At 62.3% G+C, this 16298-nt stretch carries 13 protein-coding genes; 5 read left to right on the top strand and 8 right to left on the bottom strand.

The window, feature by feature from the left end; genetic code table 11:
• Positions 1–106: 106 nt before the first annotated feature.
• Entirely contained in the window at positions 107–3427 is a 3321-nt protein-coding gene (locus ACVWVY_RS35845) for a patatin-like phospholipase family protein (RefSeq protein ID WP_456630815.1), read from the top strand.
• Here ACVWVY_RS35845 and ACVWVY_RS35840 read toward each other — a convergent pair.
• The 7 genes from ACVWVY_RS35840 to hpaH form a co-directional block, all read right to left on the bottom strand.
• Entirely contained in the window at positions 3405–5030 is a 1626-nt protein-coding gene (locus ACVWVY_RS35840) for a thiamine pyrophosphate-dependent enzyme (RefSeq protein ID WP_456630814.1), read from the bottom strand. The genes ACVWVY_RS35845 and ACVWVY_RS35840 overlap by 23 nt on opposite strands.
• A gap of 29 nt (positions 5031–5059) precedes the next feature.
• Entirely contained in the window at positions 5060–5929 is an 870-nt protein-coding gene (locus ACVWVY_RS35835) for a fumarylacetoacetate hydrolase family protein (RefSeq protein ID WP_456630813.1), read from the bottom strand.
• Positions 5930–5955: 26 nt separating this feature from the next.
• Positions 5956–6717 (bottom strand): molybdate ABC transporter substrate-binding protein, encoded by a 762-nt coding sequence (gene modA / locus ACVWVY_RS35830; RefSeq protein WP_456630812.1) that lies wholly within the window; start codon positions 6715–6717, stop codon positions 5956–5958.
• A gap of 29 nt (positions 6718–6746) precedes the next feature.
• Complete coding sequence (hpaD, locus tag ACVWVY_RS35825; RefSeq protein WP_456630811.1) at positions 6747–7730, bottom strand: 3,4-dihydroxyphenylacetate 2,3-dioxygenase; 984 nt, start codon at positions 7728–7730, stop codon at positions 6747–6749.
• A 114-nt stretch (positions 7731–7844) separates the two neighbouring features.
• Positions 7845–9395 (bottom strand): 5-carboxymethyl-2-hydroxymuconate semialdehyde dehydrogenase, encoded by a 1551-nt coding sequence (hpaE, locus tag ACVWVY_RS35820; protein WP_456630810.1) that lies wholly within the window; start codon positions 9393–9395, stop codon positions 7845–7847.
• Between the two features lie 15 nt (positions 9396–9410).
• A complete protein-coding gene (locus tag ACVWVY_RS35815) occupies positions 9411–9821 on the bottom strand; it encodes a 5-carboxymethyl-2-hydroxymuconate isomerase (protein WP_456630809.1) in 411 nt (136 codons plus the stop codon).
• Between the two features lie 34 nt (positions 9822–9855).
• Complete coding sequence (gene hpaH / locus ACVWVY_RS35810) at positions 9856–10662, bottom strand: 2-oxo-hept-4-ene-1,7-dioate hydratase (protein ID WP_456630808.1); 807 nt, start codon at positions 10660–10662, stop codon at positions 9856–9858.
• A gap of 135 nt (positions 10663–10797) precedes the next feature.
• Between hpaH and hpaR the strand changes: the two genes are divergently transcribed.
• The 4 genes from hpaR to ACVWVY_RS35790 all read left to right on the top strand — a co-directional run bounded on the left by hpaR (position 10798) and on the right by ACVWVY_RS35790 (position 15062).
• Positions 10798–11334, top strand: a complete 537-nt coding sequence (gene hpaR, locus ACVWVY_RS35805) for a homoprotocatechuate degradation operon regulator HpaR (protein WP_456630807.1) — start codon at positions 10798–10800, stop codon at positions 11332–11334.
• 202 nt (positions 11335–11536) lie between these two features.
• Positions 11537–12622 carry a malate/lactate/ureidoglycolate dehydrogenase gene (locus ACVWVY_RS35800; RefSeq protein WP_456630806.1) on the top strand — a complete coding sequence of 362 codons (1086 nt, stop codon included), beginning with the start codon at positions 11537–11539 and terminating at the stop codon, positions 12620–12622.
• Between the two features lie 51 nt (positions 12623–12673).
• Entirely contained in the window at positions 12674–13453 is a 780-nt protein-coding gene (locus ACVWVY_RS35795; protein WP_456630805.1) for an HpcH/HpaI aldolase family protein, read from the top strand.
• 85 nt (positions 13454–13538) lie between these two features.
• Positions 13539–15062 (top strand): UxaA family hydrolase, encoded by a 1524-nt coding sequence (locus ACVWVY_RS35790; protein WP_456630804.1) that lies wholly within the window; start codon positions 13539–13541, stop codon positions 15060–15062.
• Between the two features lie 27 nt (positions 15063–15089).
• Here the strand turns inward: ACVWVY_RS35790 and ACVWVY_RS35785 are convergent, their stop codons facing one another.
• Positions 15090–16061 (bottom strand): lipase family protein, encoded by a 972-nt coding sequence (locus ACVWVY_RS35785; RefSeq protein ID WP_456630803.1) that lies wholly within the window; start codon positions 16059–16061, stop codon positions 15090–15092.
• Between the last annotated feature and the right edge of the window lie 237 nt (positions 16062–16298).

The following is a 16298-nucleotide window of genomic DNA, read 5'->3' as shown; positions in this document are numbered from 1 at the left end:
ACCGCAAAAGATTTGGAGGTGACGGAAAGTCGATTCCTCCGACTTGGGGTAACGGCCTTCTTCACCTCGGATGCGTGCGACAATCTCTGGTTACAGAGGTAAGCCCATGGCAGAGAGCGGCTGGAAGGGTCTGACGGTTAACGCCCCCGCAGAGCCCGTGCACCTGAATAAAGTGCTTGAGGACGAATTTCGTGAGCTCCACGGGAGTGAGGAAATGTCCTCCGCGCCTCCCGAGAACGGAAAGCCACAGATACTTTGGGATAGGGTACACAACCTGCCGTGCGACGGCCGCACTGCCCTGTGCCTTTCAGGTGGTGGGGTGCGAAGTGCTGCATTTAATCTGGGCGTCCTTCAGGGCTTGGCCCGACTGGAACTGCTGAACCGCTTTCATTATCTATCGACTGTATCTGGCGGGGGTTACATTGGATGTTGGTTGAGCGCATGGCGTCGTCGCTCCGACGACGGAATTGCAGAAGTAGTCCGCGGCCTCTCCTGGCCTGATCGCATTGACGATGCGGAAGTGTCTCCGCGAGTCCCGGATGCAATAGGAAATCTGCGGTGCTTTACCAACTATCTAACTCCCACCGCGGGACTTCTGTCAGGCGATAGTTGGGCATCCATCGTCATTGTCGGCAGAAATCTCATCCTCAATCACATTGTCATCGTGCCTCTGATTGCCGCGCTTTTGGTGCTCGCCAAGCTCTTTGGTGCTGTTGCCCACGAACATTGTGTTGTGAGCTTGTGGGAGTGGTGGAACGCGAATATTCCGACCTTGTTCGAATGGTTCCTTGCGGTCATCTTCGCTGGCAATTTTCCTATACCGGGAACGTTTGCCAGCTATATCGGCAGCTTCTTCATACCGGGTGTGTTCGCAGCTTTTGGCTGGATCATTCTTTCGATCGCGCGTCCATCATGGGACGGCCGGCGCTGCTTCGTGGCGAGGCAGTCACGCGCTCGCCTGGCTGAACTCTGGCCACCTCGCGTGGGCATCGTGTTGGTGCTGGTTGGAGCAATCCTGTTCGGACTGATCGCTTCCAAAAACTTTCCAATAGGGCCCGGCTACTCCTGGGACCGCGGCCGATTCTGGGCCTTTCCGATCGGAGGTCTTGCAGGCGCCCTTGTTGGTTTTGGGTGCGCCGTCGGAATTGCAATGCTCAAGCTTGCCCTCTGCAGAACGCCGAGTGTTGCCCATCGCGCGGCGCGCATTCTCGGGTATATACCCAGGGATCAGGTGACGGTTCCAACGGCCGGCTTTTGGGCGATCACGATGCTTGCTGTTGCAGCCGGCGCGTCCGGCTTTGCTGGAGGACTGGTCCTTGGAGCAGGCGAGGAGCTGGCTGCGCATCTCCCGGCCGAAAACCCCGTCAGCACCGCCCTTGTGCTATCGATTGCGCCTCTTTGGTTTGTGATCAGCTACAACGCGGGCGACGCCGTCTTTCTGGGTTTGACGGCCCGCAGGCCAAAGCCGAGGCCTCCCGTATTGGGCGAAAAAAAGCGCGAATGGGCTGACAAATGGGGCGACGAAGAGCGCGAATGGGTAGCGCGTACCGCTGGCTGTCTCACGTTGAGTGCGATCAGCATCAGCATTCTTCTGCTCCTCTCGCTCTTCGGTGCGTACCTGTTCGACGTGGTGATGAGCGGTGAGTGGAAAGGACTGGTGCTTGGAACGGCTGTCATATTATCGGCCGTCGCATCAGTTGGCCTTGCAGCAAGTCCTTTCAGTAGCCATTTCGGAACCGCCCTGCATGGTGCTCGCCTGCCTGTGCGAACGATCCTGGTGGTCGCTACTCCGATCTTTGCTGGCCTGTTGGCGTCCTTGCTTTCCAGCGCCATTGACCTGATCCTGTTTACAAAGCCGCTCTTGATACTCCTTCAGGAGCCGGAACGGAGAGCACAACTGCACCTCTGGTTCGATCCCACGACGGGGTTCGGTCAAGGATCGCTCGTCGCGCTATGTGCTATTTTGGTGATCTTCAGCTGCTGCGCGGCCCTTTTCGTCAACATCAATCGCTTTTCGTTGTACGACCTTTATCGAATGCGTCTGACGCGCGAATTTCTGGGAGCATCCAACGGAAAACACAGGCCGGAGGTCTGGACCGGGTTTGACGAAAGAGACGACATCCCGCTCGCTCAGCTTTGGCCGTCAGGAGGTCCAAAAGACAATCAGAGACGGCTTTACCCGGTCATCAATGCCACCCTGAACATGGCCGCTACAAAGAGATTGGATTGGCAGGAGCGGAAAGCGGTTTCCTTTGTCTTCACGCCGCACTATTGCGGAAGCGGGGCAACGGCCGAGCTGGGTTTCCGCCCAACGCAGGACTACGCCGGCGGGATCAATCTCGGCTGGGCGATGAGCGTATCCGGAGCGGCAGTATCACCGAACGCCGGGTACTCGACGCTGCCTGGCCTCGCTCTTTTGATGACGCTGTTCAACCTGCGCCTCGGCGTTTGGTCGGGAAATCCCGGCAGCGCCGGTCATGACAGCTGGCAACTGCGCGGCCCGCGCTTCGGCTTGCGGCCATTGTTAAGCGAGGCGCTTGCGCGGACCAATGATCAGTCCAAATATGTCTACCTCTCTGACGGCGGACATTTTGACAATTTGGGTCTCTATGAGATGCTTCGGCGGCGTTGCCGTTTTATCGTCGTGAGCGACGCGACCTCCGATCCGGACTACATCTACGCCGATCTTGGCAGCGTGATGCGCAAGGCCGCCATTGATTTTGGCATTCGTATCACCTTCAGGCACCTCGACATGGGGCGCCCCGATAACACCGTAGTGAAGGGCGCCTACAGCGCTTTGGCCGTTATCGAGTACCCCGAGAAGAAACCTGATCGGGAACGGAAACCTGACCCGAAACGGAAATCTGACGCGGAACGCCAGTGCGGCTATTTGCTCTACGTCAAATCCTATTGTGGGGGTCTGCAGGAGCCCGCCGACGTACGAGCTTACGGGCACGCAAACCCGGCTTTTCCGCACGATACGACCTTCGATCAGTTCTTCGGCGAGGCGCAGTTCGAAAGTTACCGCGCGCTAGGGTGCTACACGATGATGGAACTCGGTCGGCGTGCGGGGTTTGCCGCAATGTCTTCGGATGGGAAGCCTGCCAGCCTGCGTGATTTTTTTGATGGGGCGCGAGAGGGGCTTGGCGACGGCGTACCAGAGGACAAGCCTTACCAGTCCGCGCTGAGGTTTCGTCAGCTTAGCGAGGCCAATTCTATTCACACAAGCTATTGTTTGAAGGTTTACCCCGCAGTTGGTCGCGAGACGAACAGCGGGCAAGCCGCCGCGGCTTCGGCTGTCAGCGATGTACCGGGCACGGCATGCCCGGCTTCGGCTCATATCGGGAACGGGCAACGGGATTCCGGGTTCAGTCCGGCGAACCGCCACGAAATGACCGGGGGGCCTACGGCTTCGCCGGATGGATGAACGCCCACGGGCTCACTTCCGAATCCGTCGGCACCTCTACCGAAATCACGTAAGGCCCGCCATCGGCCAGCGCCTTTTCCAGTGCGGGGCGGAAATGATCCGGCGAGGTGACGCGCGCCGCGCCAACGCCGAAGGATTCCGCGAGCTTGACGAAATCCGGATTGACGAGGTCCGACGCCACGACGCGGCCGTCGAAGCGTTCGCGCTGGTCGCGGCGGACATTGCCATAGGCGTTGTTGTTGAACACCAGCGTCACCACGCCGATCTTGAACTGCACGGCCGTCGAGAGCTCCTGCACCGCGAACATGAAGCCGCCATCGCCGGTGATGGCGACCACCGGCCGGTCCGGATTGGCGACCTTGGCGCCGAGCGCGGTCGGAAAGCCCGACCCGAGCGTGCCCTGATAGCCCGAGGTAATGAAGGTGCGCGGCTCGTAGATCGGAAAGCCGTACCAGGAGGCGAAGCCGACCTGTGACAGCTCGTCGGTGACGATCGCGTTTGCCGGCAGCACCTCGCGCAGAATGTTCAGGTAGGCCATCTGCGGCTGCACCTTCTGGATCTCCTGCTGCGCCGCCGCCGTCGCCTCGCGGATCTCGCCGCGTCGGCCGCTGCTCCTGCTGTAACCGGCCTTTTTCACGGCCGCCACGAGATCGGCGGTGCCGGCCCTGGCGTCCGCGATCACGGCCGTGTCGGGCACGTAGCGTCGCATCTCGACGGGATCGATGTCGATGCGGATGGACCTCAGCCCATCCGGGCGATAGGGCCAGCGCGACATCGTCGGCAATTCCAGCCGGGTGCCGATCCCGATCATCAGATCGGTGGTCGGCCACAGCCGGTAGGCCGCCGCCATGGTCAGGCCGAGCTCGTGCGCATTGGAGACGATGCCGCGGCCGCTGCGGAACGCCACCACGGGCGCGTCGATCATTTCCGCCAGCTCGAGGATTTCCTCGCGCGCGTGGATCGCGCCGCTGCCGACGAAGATCATCGGCCGCTTGCTGCCCTTGATGAGATCGGCGGCGGCCTTGATGCGGTCAGGGTCGGGCTGCGGGGCGGGAAGGGTGTCGAACACCTTTGAAGCGCCGACCTCGGCACGCTGGGTGAAAACGTCCCACGGCATTTCCAGCGACACCGGCCCGCGGCGGCCCGACATCATTTCCTGAAACGCGCGCGACACCATCGCCGGTGCGACATCGGGATATTCGATGCGGTCGGCCCATTTCACAAACGTGCGGAGCGTCGCGATCTGGTCCGGCATCTCGTGCAGATGGCCGCGGCCCTTGCCGAGGAACTGGGTCGGCACCTGGCCGGTGAGGCAGAGCACCGGCTCATTGCACCCGAACGCGGTCAACAGCGCCGCGCCCGCATTGAGCACGCCCGGGCCGGGCACCACGCTGAACACCCCAGGGCGCCCCGAGGATCGCGCATAACCAAAGGCCATGTAGCCGCAGGCCTGCTCATGGCGAGCCCCGATCACTTTCAACTGCGCCTGATGGAAGGCATCGAACAGGCCATAGGTTTGCGCGCCGGGCAGGCCGAACACGGTGTCGACGCCATGCGCGACGAGGCCATTGACGATCGCTTCGCCGCCGGAAGTTGATTTCATTGCTCTTTCCACTCGCTTCTCAGGATTCATCAGGCTTCGTCGGCCACGCCGTTCTTCAGCACGCCGACACCCTCGGCTTCAACCTCGATGACGTCCCCGGGCTTGAGATAGCGCGGCGGGTCGAACCGCGCACCGGCGCCGGTTGGCGTTCCCGTCACGATGACGTCGCCGGGCACCAGCGTGGTGAAGGTCGAGAGGTAGTTGATGAGGTAGCGGAAGCCGAAGATCAATCGTCCCGTGCGGTCGTCCTGCCGCGTCTCGCCATTGACCCGCGTGGTCAGGCGGATGTCGGCGATCTGGCTTTCATCGGTGTAGGGCACGAGCCACGGGCCGAGGCTGCCGGTGGAATCGAAATTCTTGCCCTGGGTGACGTTGAACTTGGCGTGCCGAACCCAGTCGCGGATGGTGCCTTCGTTGCAAAGCGTGACCGCGGCGATGTGGTCCAGCGCGTCGCTCTCCTTGATGTGTCGTCCGGCCTTGCCGATGACAAGCACCAGTTCGCCCTCGTAGTCGAGCTGCGCGGAGGCGCGCGGGCGGACCAGTGGCGCGTTGTGACCGACGAACGAGCGCGGCGTCCGCATGAACATGCTCGGATATTTCGGCGCGTCCTGGCCATCCTTGTATTCGGCGTTGCGGTCCGGATAGTTCACGCCGATGCAGATGATCTTTTCGGGCGAGGGGATCGGCGGCTGCCAACTGATCGCACTGAGCGCGTGGTCCGGCGAGCGCTTCGCGGCGTCTTCGGCGAGTTTCATCAACGCGCCGGCGGCGATGGCTTCGCGCAGCGTCGGATAGTCCTTTCCGAAACGTGCCGAGAGATCGACGATGCCGGCATCGGTCACGGCGCCGTATCGGGTGACGCCGCCGATGGAATAGGTCGCGAGGCGAGGTGAGGTCATGAAATGTCCTGTCAGCGAGTCTCTTTTTAACCGGGCGTCATGCCGGCGGCTTTGATGAGGGCCGTGGCGGCCGGCGTCCGGAGGTAGTCGATCAATGCTTTCGCCGCTTCCGCTTCCTTGGTGTCAGCCGCAACCGCCGAGGTGAAGACCAGCTCCTGTTGCAGATCGCCCGGGAACGGGCCGACGAGTTCGACGCCCGGCGCGATCAGGACGTTGGTCAGGAACACACCCAGCTCGGCTTCGCCCTTGGCGATGGCCGGCGCGATCTGCGCAGGCGTGGCCTGCACCTTGGTCTTGGCCTTCATTTCCTCTGATATGCCGAGGCGGTCGAACACTTTCAATACGTAGGCGCCGGCAGCGCTTGCTGGCAGGAAGGTGATCGACGGCGATGCTAGCAGGGCCGTCTTGAATGCATCCGGTGTCGAGATGTCGGGCTTCGGCGCTCCCGCACGGACGATGACGCCATAGCCGACGCGGGCGATATCGATGGTGGGCCCGGGTGCAAAGCGGGCCTTTGCGGCGGCATCCTTGAAGACATCGACCGGTACGACGACCACATCGAACGGTGTACCTGCGTTCACGCGCGCAATGATGTTAGGCGTGGAATCGAAATGGCTGACGAGCTTGTGGCCGGTCGCCTTCTCGAATTCCGGGGCAATCGCATTCAATGAGGCGGTCATCGAGCCGCCGCCAATCACCTTGAGTTCGGCGGCTCCAAGCGAAGTTGCGGCGGCCATGACGAGGATCCCGGATAGGACTGTTGTGACCGATAACAGCGACTTGCTCATGACACCCTCCCGGTGGTTTCCGGCGTGGTCTAATCCGCAATCGTGACGTCGGCGACGAAGGCCGGCTCGCGCACCGCCTGGCCGGCGAAGGGTGTACCTTCCTCGAACCAGGAGCGCGGCGCGGGCGCGCCCCACAGTGTCTGCCGGCGCGGGTCCTTCAGCGACCAGCGCAGCGGCTCATGGTCGTGATCGCCGGTGAAGTAGTCGCTGGTGTAGAGCTCAAGGCGGTGGCCGTCGGGATCCCGGACATACAGAAAGAACGCGTTCGAAATGCCGTGGCGGCCGGGGCCGCGTTCGATGTTCTTCAGATAGCCGCTGGAAGCCATGACGTCGCAGAGATGCAGGATGTTCATCGCCGTCGGCGTCCAATAGGCAAAATGGTGCAGGCGAGGGCCACGGCCGTTGGTGATGGCGAAGTCGTGGACGTTGCCCTTGCGGTGCATCCAGGCGGCGGCGATGCGCCCGTTCGGGCCGTCTTCCTCGCCATATTCGGTCAGGCGGAAGCCGAGCCGGGCGTAGAAATCGACGGTGTTTTGCACTTCAGGCGCGAACACGTTGAAATGGTCGAGCCGCTGCGGATGACAGCCTTTATATAGGTCGTAGCGCCGCAGCAGGTGCGGGCGCTTGTCCATCGTCGCGTAGAGCTCGAGCTGGAAGCCGGCCGGATCGGTGAATTGCAGCGTGCGGCCCTGGAACGGCTGCTCGGCGAAGGCGTAGCTAATGCCGTTCTCGGAAAAGAAGCTGGCGGCCTTGTCGAGGTCGCCGTCATTGCCGACCTTGAAGCCGAGCCGGCTGCAGGCCGCAACGGGGGCCTTCCGCAGCACCAGCGAGTGATGCTGATGCTCCTCGCTGCCGCGCAAATACACCGCCTTGTCGTCGGCATCCTCGACATGGAGGCCGACGGTGTTCTCGTAAAAGGCGCGGCTCTTGTTGAGATCGACGACATCGAGCACGGCATGGCTGCAGCGGATGATGTTGAACGGCGGATCGAAGATGTGTGTCGGAACGGGCATCTACTTTTTCCACTCCCTGATTTGTTGATCCTCATGGCGAGGAGGCGCGCAAGCGCCGTCTCGAACCATGTGGCCCGTGGCCCATCCTGAGAGACGCGGGCTTGCGCCCGCTGCTCAGGATGGGGGCTGGCCGAGTTTCTGAATTTTGTGCGTCCCGCGCGCGAGCGAGACGTGCTTGGTCTCCATGTAGAAGTCGAACGAGTAATCGCCGCCGTCGCGGCCGATGCCTGACGATTTCATGCCGCCGAACGGCGTCGGCAGATGCCGGACGTTTTCGGAGTTGAGCCAGATCATGCCGGCTTCCAGCGCATCCGCCACCCGCAGCGCGCGGCCCATATCGCCGGTCCAGACATAGCCGGTCAGGCCGTACTGGACGCCGTTGGCGATCTCGATCGCGTCCTTCTCGTCCTTGAACGGGATTACGGTCAGGAACGGGCCGAACACTTCCTCCTGCGCCACCCGCATTTTTGAATGCGCGTCAGTGACCAGCGTCGGCTGCACATAATGCCCGCCGCCGGGGCCGTCATGCGGCTTGCCCCCCACGGCAATGGTGGCGCCGTCCTTCTTGGCGACGTCGAAATAACTGCAGACTTTTGCCAGATGCCGCTCGTGGATCAGCGGCCCGATTTCGGTGGCGGGATCGAGGGGGTGGCCGACCTTCAGCGCCTTCACCCAGGCAGTGAGCTTTTCGATGAATTTTCCGGCGATGCCTTCCTGGACCAGCAGCCGGCTGGAGGAGGTGCAGCGCTCGCCATTGAGCGAGTAGATCATGAAGACGACCGCATCAAGCGCGCGGTCCAAATCCGCGTCGTCGAATACGATGACGGGATTCTTGCCGCCGAGCTCGAAATGCACCCGTTTCAGGGTGGGGGCGCCCTGCGCCATGATCGCGGAGCCGGTCGAGCTTTCGCCGACAAAGCCGATCGCCTTGATCGCGGGATGTTCGGTCAGCGCCTTGCCGGCCTCCTCGCCCATGCCGTGGACGGTGTTGAGCACGCCATCGGGGAGGCCCGCCTGTTTCGCAAGCTTTGACAGGAGGTCGGCGGTCACCGGCGACCATTCCGCCGGCTTGTGCACGACGGTGCAGCCCGCGGCCAGGGCAGGGGCGATCTTCCAGGTCGACAGCATGAACGGGGTGTTCCATGGCGTGATCACGCCGACCGGGCCGATCGGCACCCGGGTCGAGATGTTCCAGTGCTCCTCGCTCGGCATGTTGAGCCCGTCCCGGGCCTCGGCGCATCTGTCGGCGAAGAAGCGGAAGTTCTCCGCCGACCGGATCGCGGCCTTGGCCATGAAGCGGTGGGCCTGGCCGGTGTCGATGCATTCGAGTACCGCGATGTCGTCGGCGTGGTCTTCGATCGCGTCCGCCACGCGATGCAGCAGCTTCTTACGCGCCGTCGCAGCCATCTCGCGCCAGGATTTGAAGGCGGTTGCGGCGGCCGTTGCGGCGCGGTCGATGTCTTCGGCATTGCCGCGGGCGACGGATGCCAGTACCGCGCCGTCCACCGGGGACTTCGTCTCGAACGTCTGGCCCGAAGTCGACGGGACCGTCTTGCCGTCGATCATATGCCCGATGCCGTCGCTCTTCAGCTTGGCGAGCAGGGGGGCGACGCGGTCCCGGTTGGCTTGAAACACATCGGATGATTTCGGCGTGACTTTATCCATGAGCAGCCTCCACTTTCAGGCGCGATGCGTAGCGGGCGGGCGTGCCCCGAAGGGCGGTGCGTGAATGTTGTTGCGCTTCCAGCTGGTTTCCTTGTCGTTGATCTGCATGTCGAACGACAGCGCGAATTTGCCGTTGGCAAAGACCGGATCAAGATAAGCGGACAGCGCTTGGAAGATATGTTCGCCGGCCTTCTTGCGGGTCGCGAGATCGCGCCCCTCGCCGAGCCGCAGCACCATGTCAAGAAAGCCGAGGTTCGGCGCGCCGTCTGCGATTGCATAGTACTCGCATTTGATGGCGCGGACGCGAATGCCGCCGAGCGGGAAGATGCCGGTTTCGATCGCGGCCACGCGGACCACTTCGACGACTTCGCTCATGTCGACCAGCACATCGATGTTGGCTGAATATTCGATCGTGAAATGCGGCATAGCCAGATCACTCCTGCGATTTGGTCTCAAGACGTCAAGCGAAGTAGCAGCTCACGGAACCGTAAGGTCCATAGTCGGCCTGGATCGTGTCGCCCTTGCGGGTCTCGATCGGGCGGATGAACGACCCCGCTAGCACCACTTGCCCCGCTTCCAGCGCCAGCCCGTTCGGCGCGATCTTGTTGGCAAGCCAGGCCACGGAGGTGGCGGGATGATTGAGAACGCCGGCCGCCAGCCCGGTCTCTTCCAGCTGGCCGTTGCGAAAACACAGTGCGCCGATCCAGCGTAAATCGGCATCCATCGGCCGGATTGGACGGCCGCCGAGCACGATGCCGGCATTCGCGGCGTTGTCGGCGATCGTGTCGTAGATCTTTCGGGTTGCCTTGGTCTGCGGATCGACCCGCTCGACCCGCGTATCCAGGATCTCCAGCGCCGGCACCACGAAATCAGTGGCGTTCAGCACGTCGAACATCGTGCAGTCCGGCCCCGAAAGCCGCGACTTCATCACGAAGGCGAGTTCGGCCTCGACGCGGGTGGCGATGAAGCGGGCGGACGGGACCAGCCCGCCATCGGCAAAGAACATGTCGTCGAGCAGGATGCCGGAGTCCGGCTCGTCGATGTTAAGTGCGCTCTGCATCGCCTTCGAGGTCAGGCCGATCTTGTGGCCCTTCACGGTGCGGCCGCCGGCGACTTTCATCTCGACCCAGGCTTTCTGAATAGCGTAGGCGTCTTCGATCGTTATGCCGGGATGTTCGAGCGAAAGCTGCCGGATCTGCGTGCGGGTCTTCTCGGCCTGATCGAGCCGTTCGGCGGACTTGCGGATGTCGTCCTGGGAAAGGGCCATATGCGTTCGCAAAAAGAGGGTGCTGAAATATGTTTAACATGTTAAGTGATATCGCGCAAACTGATTTGGTGCTTGTTGCAACGCAAAACTTTATCCTTCTCCCGATCAACGATTCCTGATGGCGGACGATTGAAGATGGCAGCCAAGAAATCGCCGGACGGATCGCACGGGGGTGCCGGCAAGGCGGGCGAGATGCGTGGCCTGCCGATGCGCGAATTCTCCCGTTCGCTACCGATGTCGCTGTTGCGCGCGCGTGAAGCCGTGATGCGCCAGTTCCGTCCCTCCTTGCGCAACCACGGCCTGACCGAGCAGCAGTGGCGGATCCTGCGCGCGCTGACGGCAGTGGATACCATCGAGGTGACCGAACTGGCTCGCGTCGCGTTCTTGCTGGGGCCGAGCCTGTCGCGAATCCTGCGCGACCTCGAAGCGCGCGATCTGATCGAGCGGCGAACCGCCAAGGCCGATCTGCGCCGCGGCGAGGTGTCGATCTCCCCCAAGGGGTTGAAACTGATCGAGGCCGTCGCGCCGACCTCGGAGGCGATCTACGCCGAAATCACCAACCGCTACGGTGCGCGCAAGCTCGCTGAACTGCAGGACATGCTGGCCGAGCTCGAGCGCGGCCTTGCGGAAATGGAAGTGGCCGGTGAGGGCGACGCCGAGGCCGACGAGTAAGCGCAAATTTGCATGAAGCTAGCGGCCCGATGCATAACGGCCGCGCAAATGATTGCAATCATTTGTCTAATGGTAGACACGCGCGCGATTTTTCGCTCAAAGTGCCGGCCAAGCCGGTCATCAAAACCGGTGTGGGAGTTCCAGGGTTTGCCGCTGATTTTGCCGGCTTTCCCGGTGCAAGGTCAGGGCTGAAAATCCAAAAATGGTCACCATCCAACTCAACAATCTGATCGATTTTGTCGCCGAGGTTTTTTCGCATTCGGAATCCTCGCCCGAGGAAGCCAGACGCATCGCGACCTATCTCACGACAGCCAATCTCACCGGCCATGACAGCCACGGCGTGATCCGGGTTCCGGTCTATATCCGCTGGAAGAAGACGGGCAACGTCATTCCCAACCAGACGCCCGAGATTGTCGTCGATACCCCTTCGCTCGCCGTGGTCGATGGCAAGTTCGGCTATGGCCAGACCGTGACGCCGTTCGCGGTGCGGACCGGCATTGAGAAGTGCAAGAAGGCCGGACTAGCCGCGGTCGCTTTGCGCAACGCCGGGCACATCGGCCGCGTCGGCGACTGGGCCGAAATGGCAGCCGCCGAAGGGTTGGTGTCGGTGCACTTCGTCAACGCCGCGGGCTCGCTCTTGGTCGCACCGTTCGGCGGCGTGCAGAAGCGGCTCTCGACCGCGCCTTATTGTGTCGGCATTCCGCGCCGGGGGCAGGACCCGATCGTGCTCGATTTCGCCACCTCGATCGTCGCCGAAGGCAAGGTGCTGGTGGCAAGCCGCGGCGGCAAGAAACTGCCCACGGGCGCATTGGTCGATGCTGACGGCACGCTGAGCGAGAAGCCGTCGGTACTCTACGGGCCGTACACGCCGGACGGGCCGCGCGACCACACCAAGGGGACAGGCGCGATCCGCGCGTTCGGCGAGCACAAGGGCTCGGGGCTTGCGTTCATCTGCGAGCTGCTCGGCGGCGCGCTGACTGGCACTGGCGCCACCTCGGGCGGCCGGCAGTTCGCCAACGGGATGCTCGCCTTCTATGTCGACCCCAAGGTGATCGACACCAGCAATTACTTTGACGACGAAATCTCGCGCTATACCGATTTCATCCGCCAGACCAAGCCAATCGGCGGGGTCGAGAGCGTGCTGGTCCCGGGCGACCCCGAACGCAAGACGCGGGCCGAGCGCACCAGGAACGGCGTGCCGCTGCCTGACGATACCTGGGCTGCGATCGTCAACACCGCCCGCGAGGTCGGCGTCAGCGAAGCCACCATTCAGCGCGCGACCAGTTAATCAACTCCGTGAACTCCAACAATTGTAACGATCACAAAGGGAAAGCGATCAATGGCTAAAAACAACGTCAAGAAGGTATGGGCCTCGGGCAAGGCCGTGGTGAACGCGTGGCTCGCGACCCCGTCCGGTTTCTCTGCCGAGGTGATCGCGCAATGCGGCTTCGACAGCGTTACTGTCGACATGCAGCACGGCGTGCAGGATTACCTCTCGATGGTGCAATGCTTTCAGGCCATGAACGGCCATCCGGTGACGCCAATGGTCCGCGTGCCCTGGAACGAGCCCGGCATCGTCGGCAAGGTGCTCGACGGCGGCGCCTATGGCGTGATCTGCCCGATGATCAATACCCCGCAGGAAGCCAAGAACCTGGTCCAGTACGCCAAGTACCCGCCGAAGGGTACGCGCTCTAACGGTCCGATCCGCGCCGGCATGTACGGCACGGCCGGCACCTATCAGCAGACGGCGAACGACGAGATCGTGCTGCTGCCGATGATGGAGACCAAGACCGCGGTCGAGAACATGGAATCGATCCTCGACGTCGAGGGCATCGACGGCGTCTACATCGGCCCCTCCGATCTCGGCTTCTCCTATGGCCTGGTGCCGAAGCTCGACCGCGACGAGCCGGAGATCCTCAAGATCTACGAGAAGATCGTCAAGGAATGCGGCAAGCGGGGCCTCAATCCGGGCATCCACTGCTCCGGCGCCGATGGCGCGGTGCGCGCCATCAACATGGGCTTCAAACTGGTGACGCTGTCGAACGAAGTCGGGCTGATGTCGACCTACGCCAAGATGCAGGTGAACCAGACCCGCAAGGATTCCGCCGGCAAGGCGTAAGAAGCGAAGCCACGAATAGAGAGTGGCGAGTAGGGGATCGTTCAATTCGCCACTCGCTACTCGCCAACCCTGAGGAGGTACCCAAATGACCCCGGCACCCGTGATCCGCCTGCATCCTGACGACGGCGTGCTGATCGCGCGCGCGAGTTTGCCGCAGGGCTTAGTGGTGGCCGACGGCGTCACCACGGTCGAGCGGATTCCGGCCGGCCACAAGGTCGCGATCAAGCCGATCGCCGTGGGCGAGCCGGTGCGCCGCTACGGCCAGATCATCGGCTTTGCGACAGCGCCGATTGCGCCGGGTCAGCATGTGCATACCCAGAACTGCGGCATGGGCGATTTCGCCAAGGACTATGCCTATGGCGTCGACGTCAAGCCGGTGCCGAATTTCGATCTGCCGGCGACCTTCGAGGGCATTCGCCGCGCCGACGGACGCGTCGCGACGCGCAACTATATCGGCATTCTCACCTCGGTGAATTGCAGCGCCCATGTCGCCGGCATCGTCGCCGACATGTTCAAGAAGAATCCATTCACCGGCGATAATCCGCTGGCCGATTTCCCCAATGTCGACGGCGTGGTCGCGCTGACCCACAAGACCGGCTGTGGCATGACGCAGGACGAACCGCTGGCGCTGCTGCGGCGGACGCTCGGCGGCTATGCCCGGCATGTGAACTTTTCCGCCGTCGTGGTGCTCGGGCTCGGCTGCGAGGTCAACCAGATCGGCGGTCTGATGCAGGAACAGAAACTCGCCGGCCGCCTGCGCGCGATGGACATCCAGGAAGTCGGCGGCACCCGCAAGACGGTGGAGGCCGGCATCGCCTTCGTGAAGGAGGCGCTGACCGACGCCAACAAGGTAAAGCGCGAGCCCGTGCCGGCCAGTGAATTGACGGTGGCCCTGCAATGCGGCGGCTCCGATGGTTACTCAGGCGTGTCGGCCAATCCAGCGCTCGGCGTGGCGAGCGACCTCCTGGTTGCCCATGGCGGCACCGTGATCCTGTCGGAGACGCCGGAGACTTATGGCGCCGAACATCTCCTGACCCGGCGCGCGGTCAGCCGCGAGGTCGGCGAAAAGCTGGTCGGTCTGATGCGCTGGTGGGAGGAATACACCAAGCGCGAGGGCGCCGAGATGAACGCCAATCCGAGCCCCGGCAACAAGGCCGGCGGCCTCACCACGATTCTTGAGAAATCACTGGGCGCAATGGCCAAGGCCGGCAGCACCAATCTGGTCGACGTGCTCAACTACGCCGAGCCCGTCACCAAGAAGGGTTTTGTCTTCATGGACACGCCCGGCTACGACCCGGTTGCGGCGACCGGGCAGGTGGCCGGCGGCGCCAACATGGTCTGCTTCACCACCGGACGCGGCAGCGTGTTCGGCTGCAAGCCAGCGCCCTCGATCAAGCTCGCGACCAACACGCCGATGTACCAGCGCATGGAAGACGACATGGACGTCAATTGCGGCACCATCCTCGACGGCGAGGAAACCGTGCAGCAATGCGGCCAGCGCATTTTCGAGCTGATGCTGAAAACGGCATCGGGCCAGCCGACCAAGAGCGAGAGTTTTGATTTCGGCGGCGCCGAGTTCGCGCCGTGGGTGCTTGGGGCGACGATGTAGTCGGGATCGTGCTGCGCGCCGTCCGGCTTACTGGGGTGCGCTGCCTGGCATCTGTTTCAACGGGATCGACAGCGCCTTAAAATAGCTTGCCGGGATGTGATCGCGTATCGTCGGCGGCAGCGCTTCTGTTGGTGGCGCGAGAAGCCTGGCAAGGAGGCCGGCAAATAACCCACGCTCTCGCAGTGCCTTGATTTTGGCGATGACGGTGTCGAGATCGCTGCGGGCAGTGTCAGTAATGAAGCCGCCGTTGAAGTCTGGCTGATTTTCATTTGATGGCGCAGGCGTCAGCCCGGCAAACTCTTCCTCGTGTCCGCAACGAAGCAATCGTCCGACATGACGAAAATTGCCGTTCGCGCTAGGCGGGACAGTCGCAACAATATCGTTGCCGTGGACAAGGCGGAATGTCTTATCACCAAGCTTCTCATAGCTGGTGAAGAAGTCCAAGCCGCCTGTTCGCGGAGTTCCGTAGGTGTAGACGGCGGTCGGCGTGATGCCAGCCTTGTTGAGCGCATGCTCCGCACCGAGCAGGGCCAGTGCGGCGCCCATACTATGCCCGGTGAAGAACAATGGCTGTTTGGAACGCGGCCTGATCACGTCTTCGATGGTAGGCCAAACCGCATCGAGGGCGGTTTTGAACCCGAGATGGAGAACGTTCGGCTCCGGTGCAAGGGTGAAGTCCTTTATCCAGTCTTCGATCTTGAGTGGATCGGTGCCGGCAAAGGAGACGATCGTTGCGCCGCGTCTCTCGGCCACGACGAAACAGGCGCTTTTGGGCGGCAGACTCGTGACGGGTGCGCCGGCGCCAAAGGCAAGCCTCGTCATGTTCCAGGTCTTCAGGATGTCATTGACCTTGCCTTCGTGCGCCGTCTCGTAAGCGAGCTGCGACATCCACATCAAGGCCTGCGCGTTTTCCATCTTGAAAGTCGTCGCGTCCGGATCGAGACCGTCCAGTGCATTGGCAGGGAATAGTTCTTGGGGCAGTTCGACGAGGAAACTCATTGCAAATGTCTCCTGTTTCAGTCCGCGCGTTGGACCAGTCCGATGCGCGGCAATCATTGACGAACGGGAGGGAGTGTTATGCGCAAGGCGGGGCATCGCGCTCGGCCTGCGCAGGCAATGCGTCATTCGACCACAGGTAGATCGGTCCCGCAAGCGTATCGCGAAATTAGCCTTTAGCTTAGGCATCCCATGCCCGTTGTTAATGCTTGATCCCACCCGGAACCGGTGTTCTGCTTA

The organism is Bradyrhizobium sp. URHC0002 (assembly GCF_054059515.1).
The sequence above is the reverse complement of the archived record's forward strand: the minus strand, read 5'-3'. Positions and strand labels throughout refer to the sequence as shown.

Bases quoted from the DNA above. Each gene is read 5' to 3' on its own strand.
- ACVWVY_RS35845 (WP_456630815.1), top strand. From the start codon at position 107: ATGGCAGAGAGCGGCTGGAAGGGTCTGACGGTTAACGCCCCCGCAGAG.
- ACVWVY_RS35840 (WP_456630814.1), bottom strand. From the start codon at position 5,030: ATGAAATCAACTTCCGGCGGCGAAGCGATCGTCAATGGCCTCGTCGCG.
- ACVWVY_RS35835 (WP_456630813.1), bottom strand. From the start codon at position 5,929: ATGACCTCACCTCGCCTCGCGACCTATTCCATCGGCGGCGTCACCCGA.
- modA (WP_456630812.1), bottom strand. From the start codon at position 6,717: ATGAGCAAGTCGCTGTTATCGGTCACAACAGTCCTATCCGGGATCCTC.
- hpaD (WP_456630811.1), bottom strand. From the start codon at position 7,730: ATGCCCGTTCCGACACACATCTTCGATCCGCCGTTCAACATCATCCGC.
- hpaE (WP_456630810.1), bottom strand. From the start codon at position 9,395: ATGGATAAAGTCACGCCGAAATCATCCGATGTGTTTCAAGCCAACCGG.
- ACVWVY_RS35815 (WP_456630809.1), bottom strand. From the start codon at position 9,821: ATGCCGCATTTCACGATCGAATATTCAGCCAACATCGATGTGCTGGTC.
- hpaH (WP_456630808.1), bottom strand. From the start codon at position 10,662: ATGGCCCTTTCCCAGGACGACATCCGCAAGTCCGCCGAACGGCTCGAT.
- hpaR (WP_456630807.1), top strand. From the start codon at position 10,798: ATGGCAGCCAAGAAATCGCCGGACGGATCGCACGGGGGTGCCGGCAAG.
- ACVWVY_RS35800 (WP_456630806.1), top strand. From the start codon at position 11,537: ATGGTCACCATCCAACTCAACAATCTGATCGATTTTGTCGCCGAGGTT.
- ACVWVY_RS35795 (WP_456630805.1), top strand. From the start codon at position 12,674: ATGGCTAAAAACAACGTCAAGAAGGTATGGGCCTCGGGCAAGGCCGTG.
- ACVWVY_RS35790 (WP_456630804.1), top strand. From the start codon at position 13,539: ATGACCCCGGCACCCGTGATCCGCCTGCATCCTGACGACGGCGTGCTG.
- ACVWVY_RS35785 (WP_456630803.1), bottom strand. From the start codon at position 16,061: ATGAGTTTCCTCGTCGAACTGCCCCAAGAACTATTCCCTGCCAATGCA.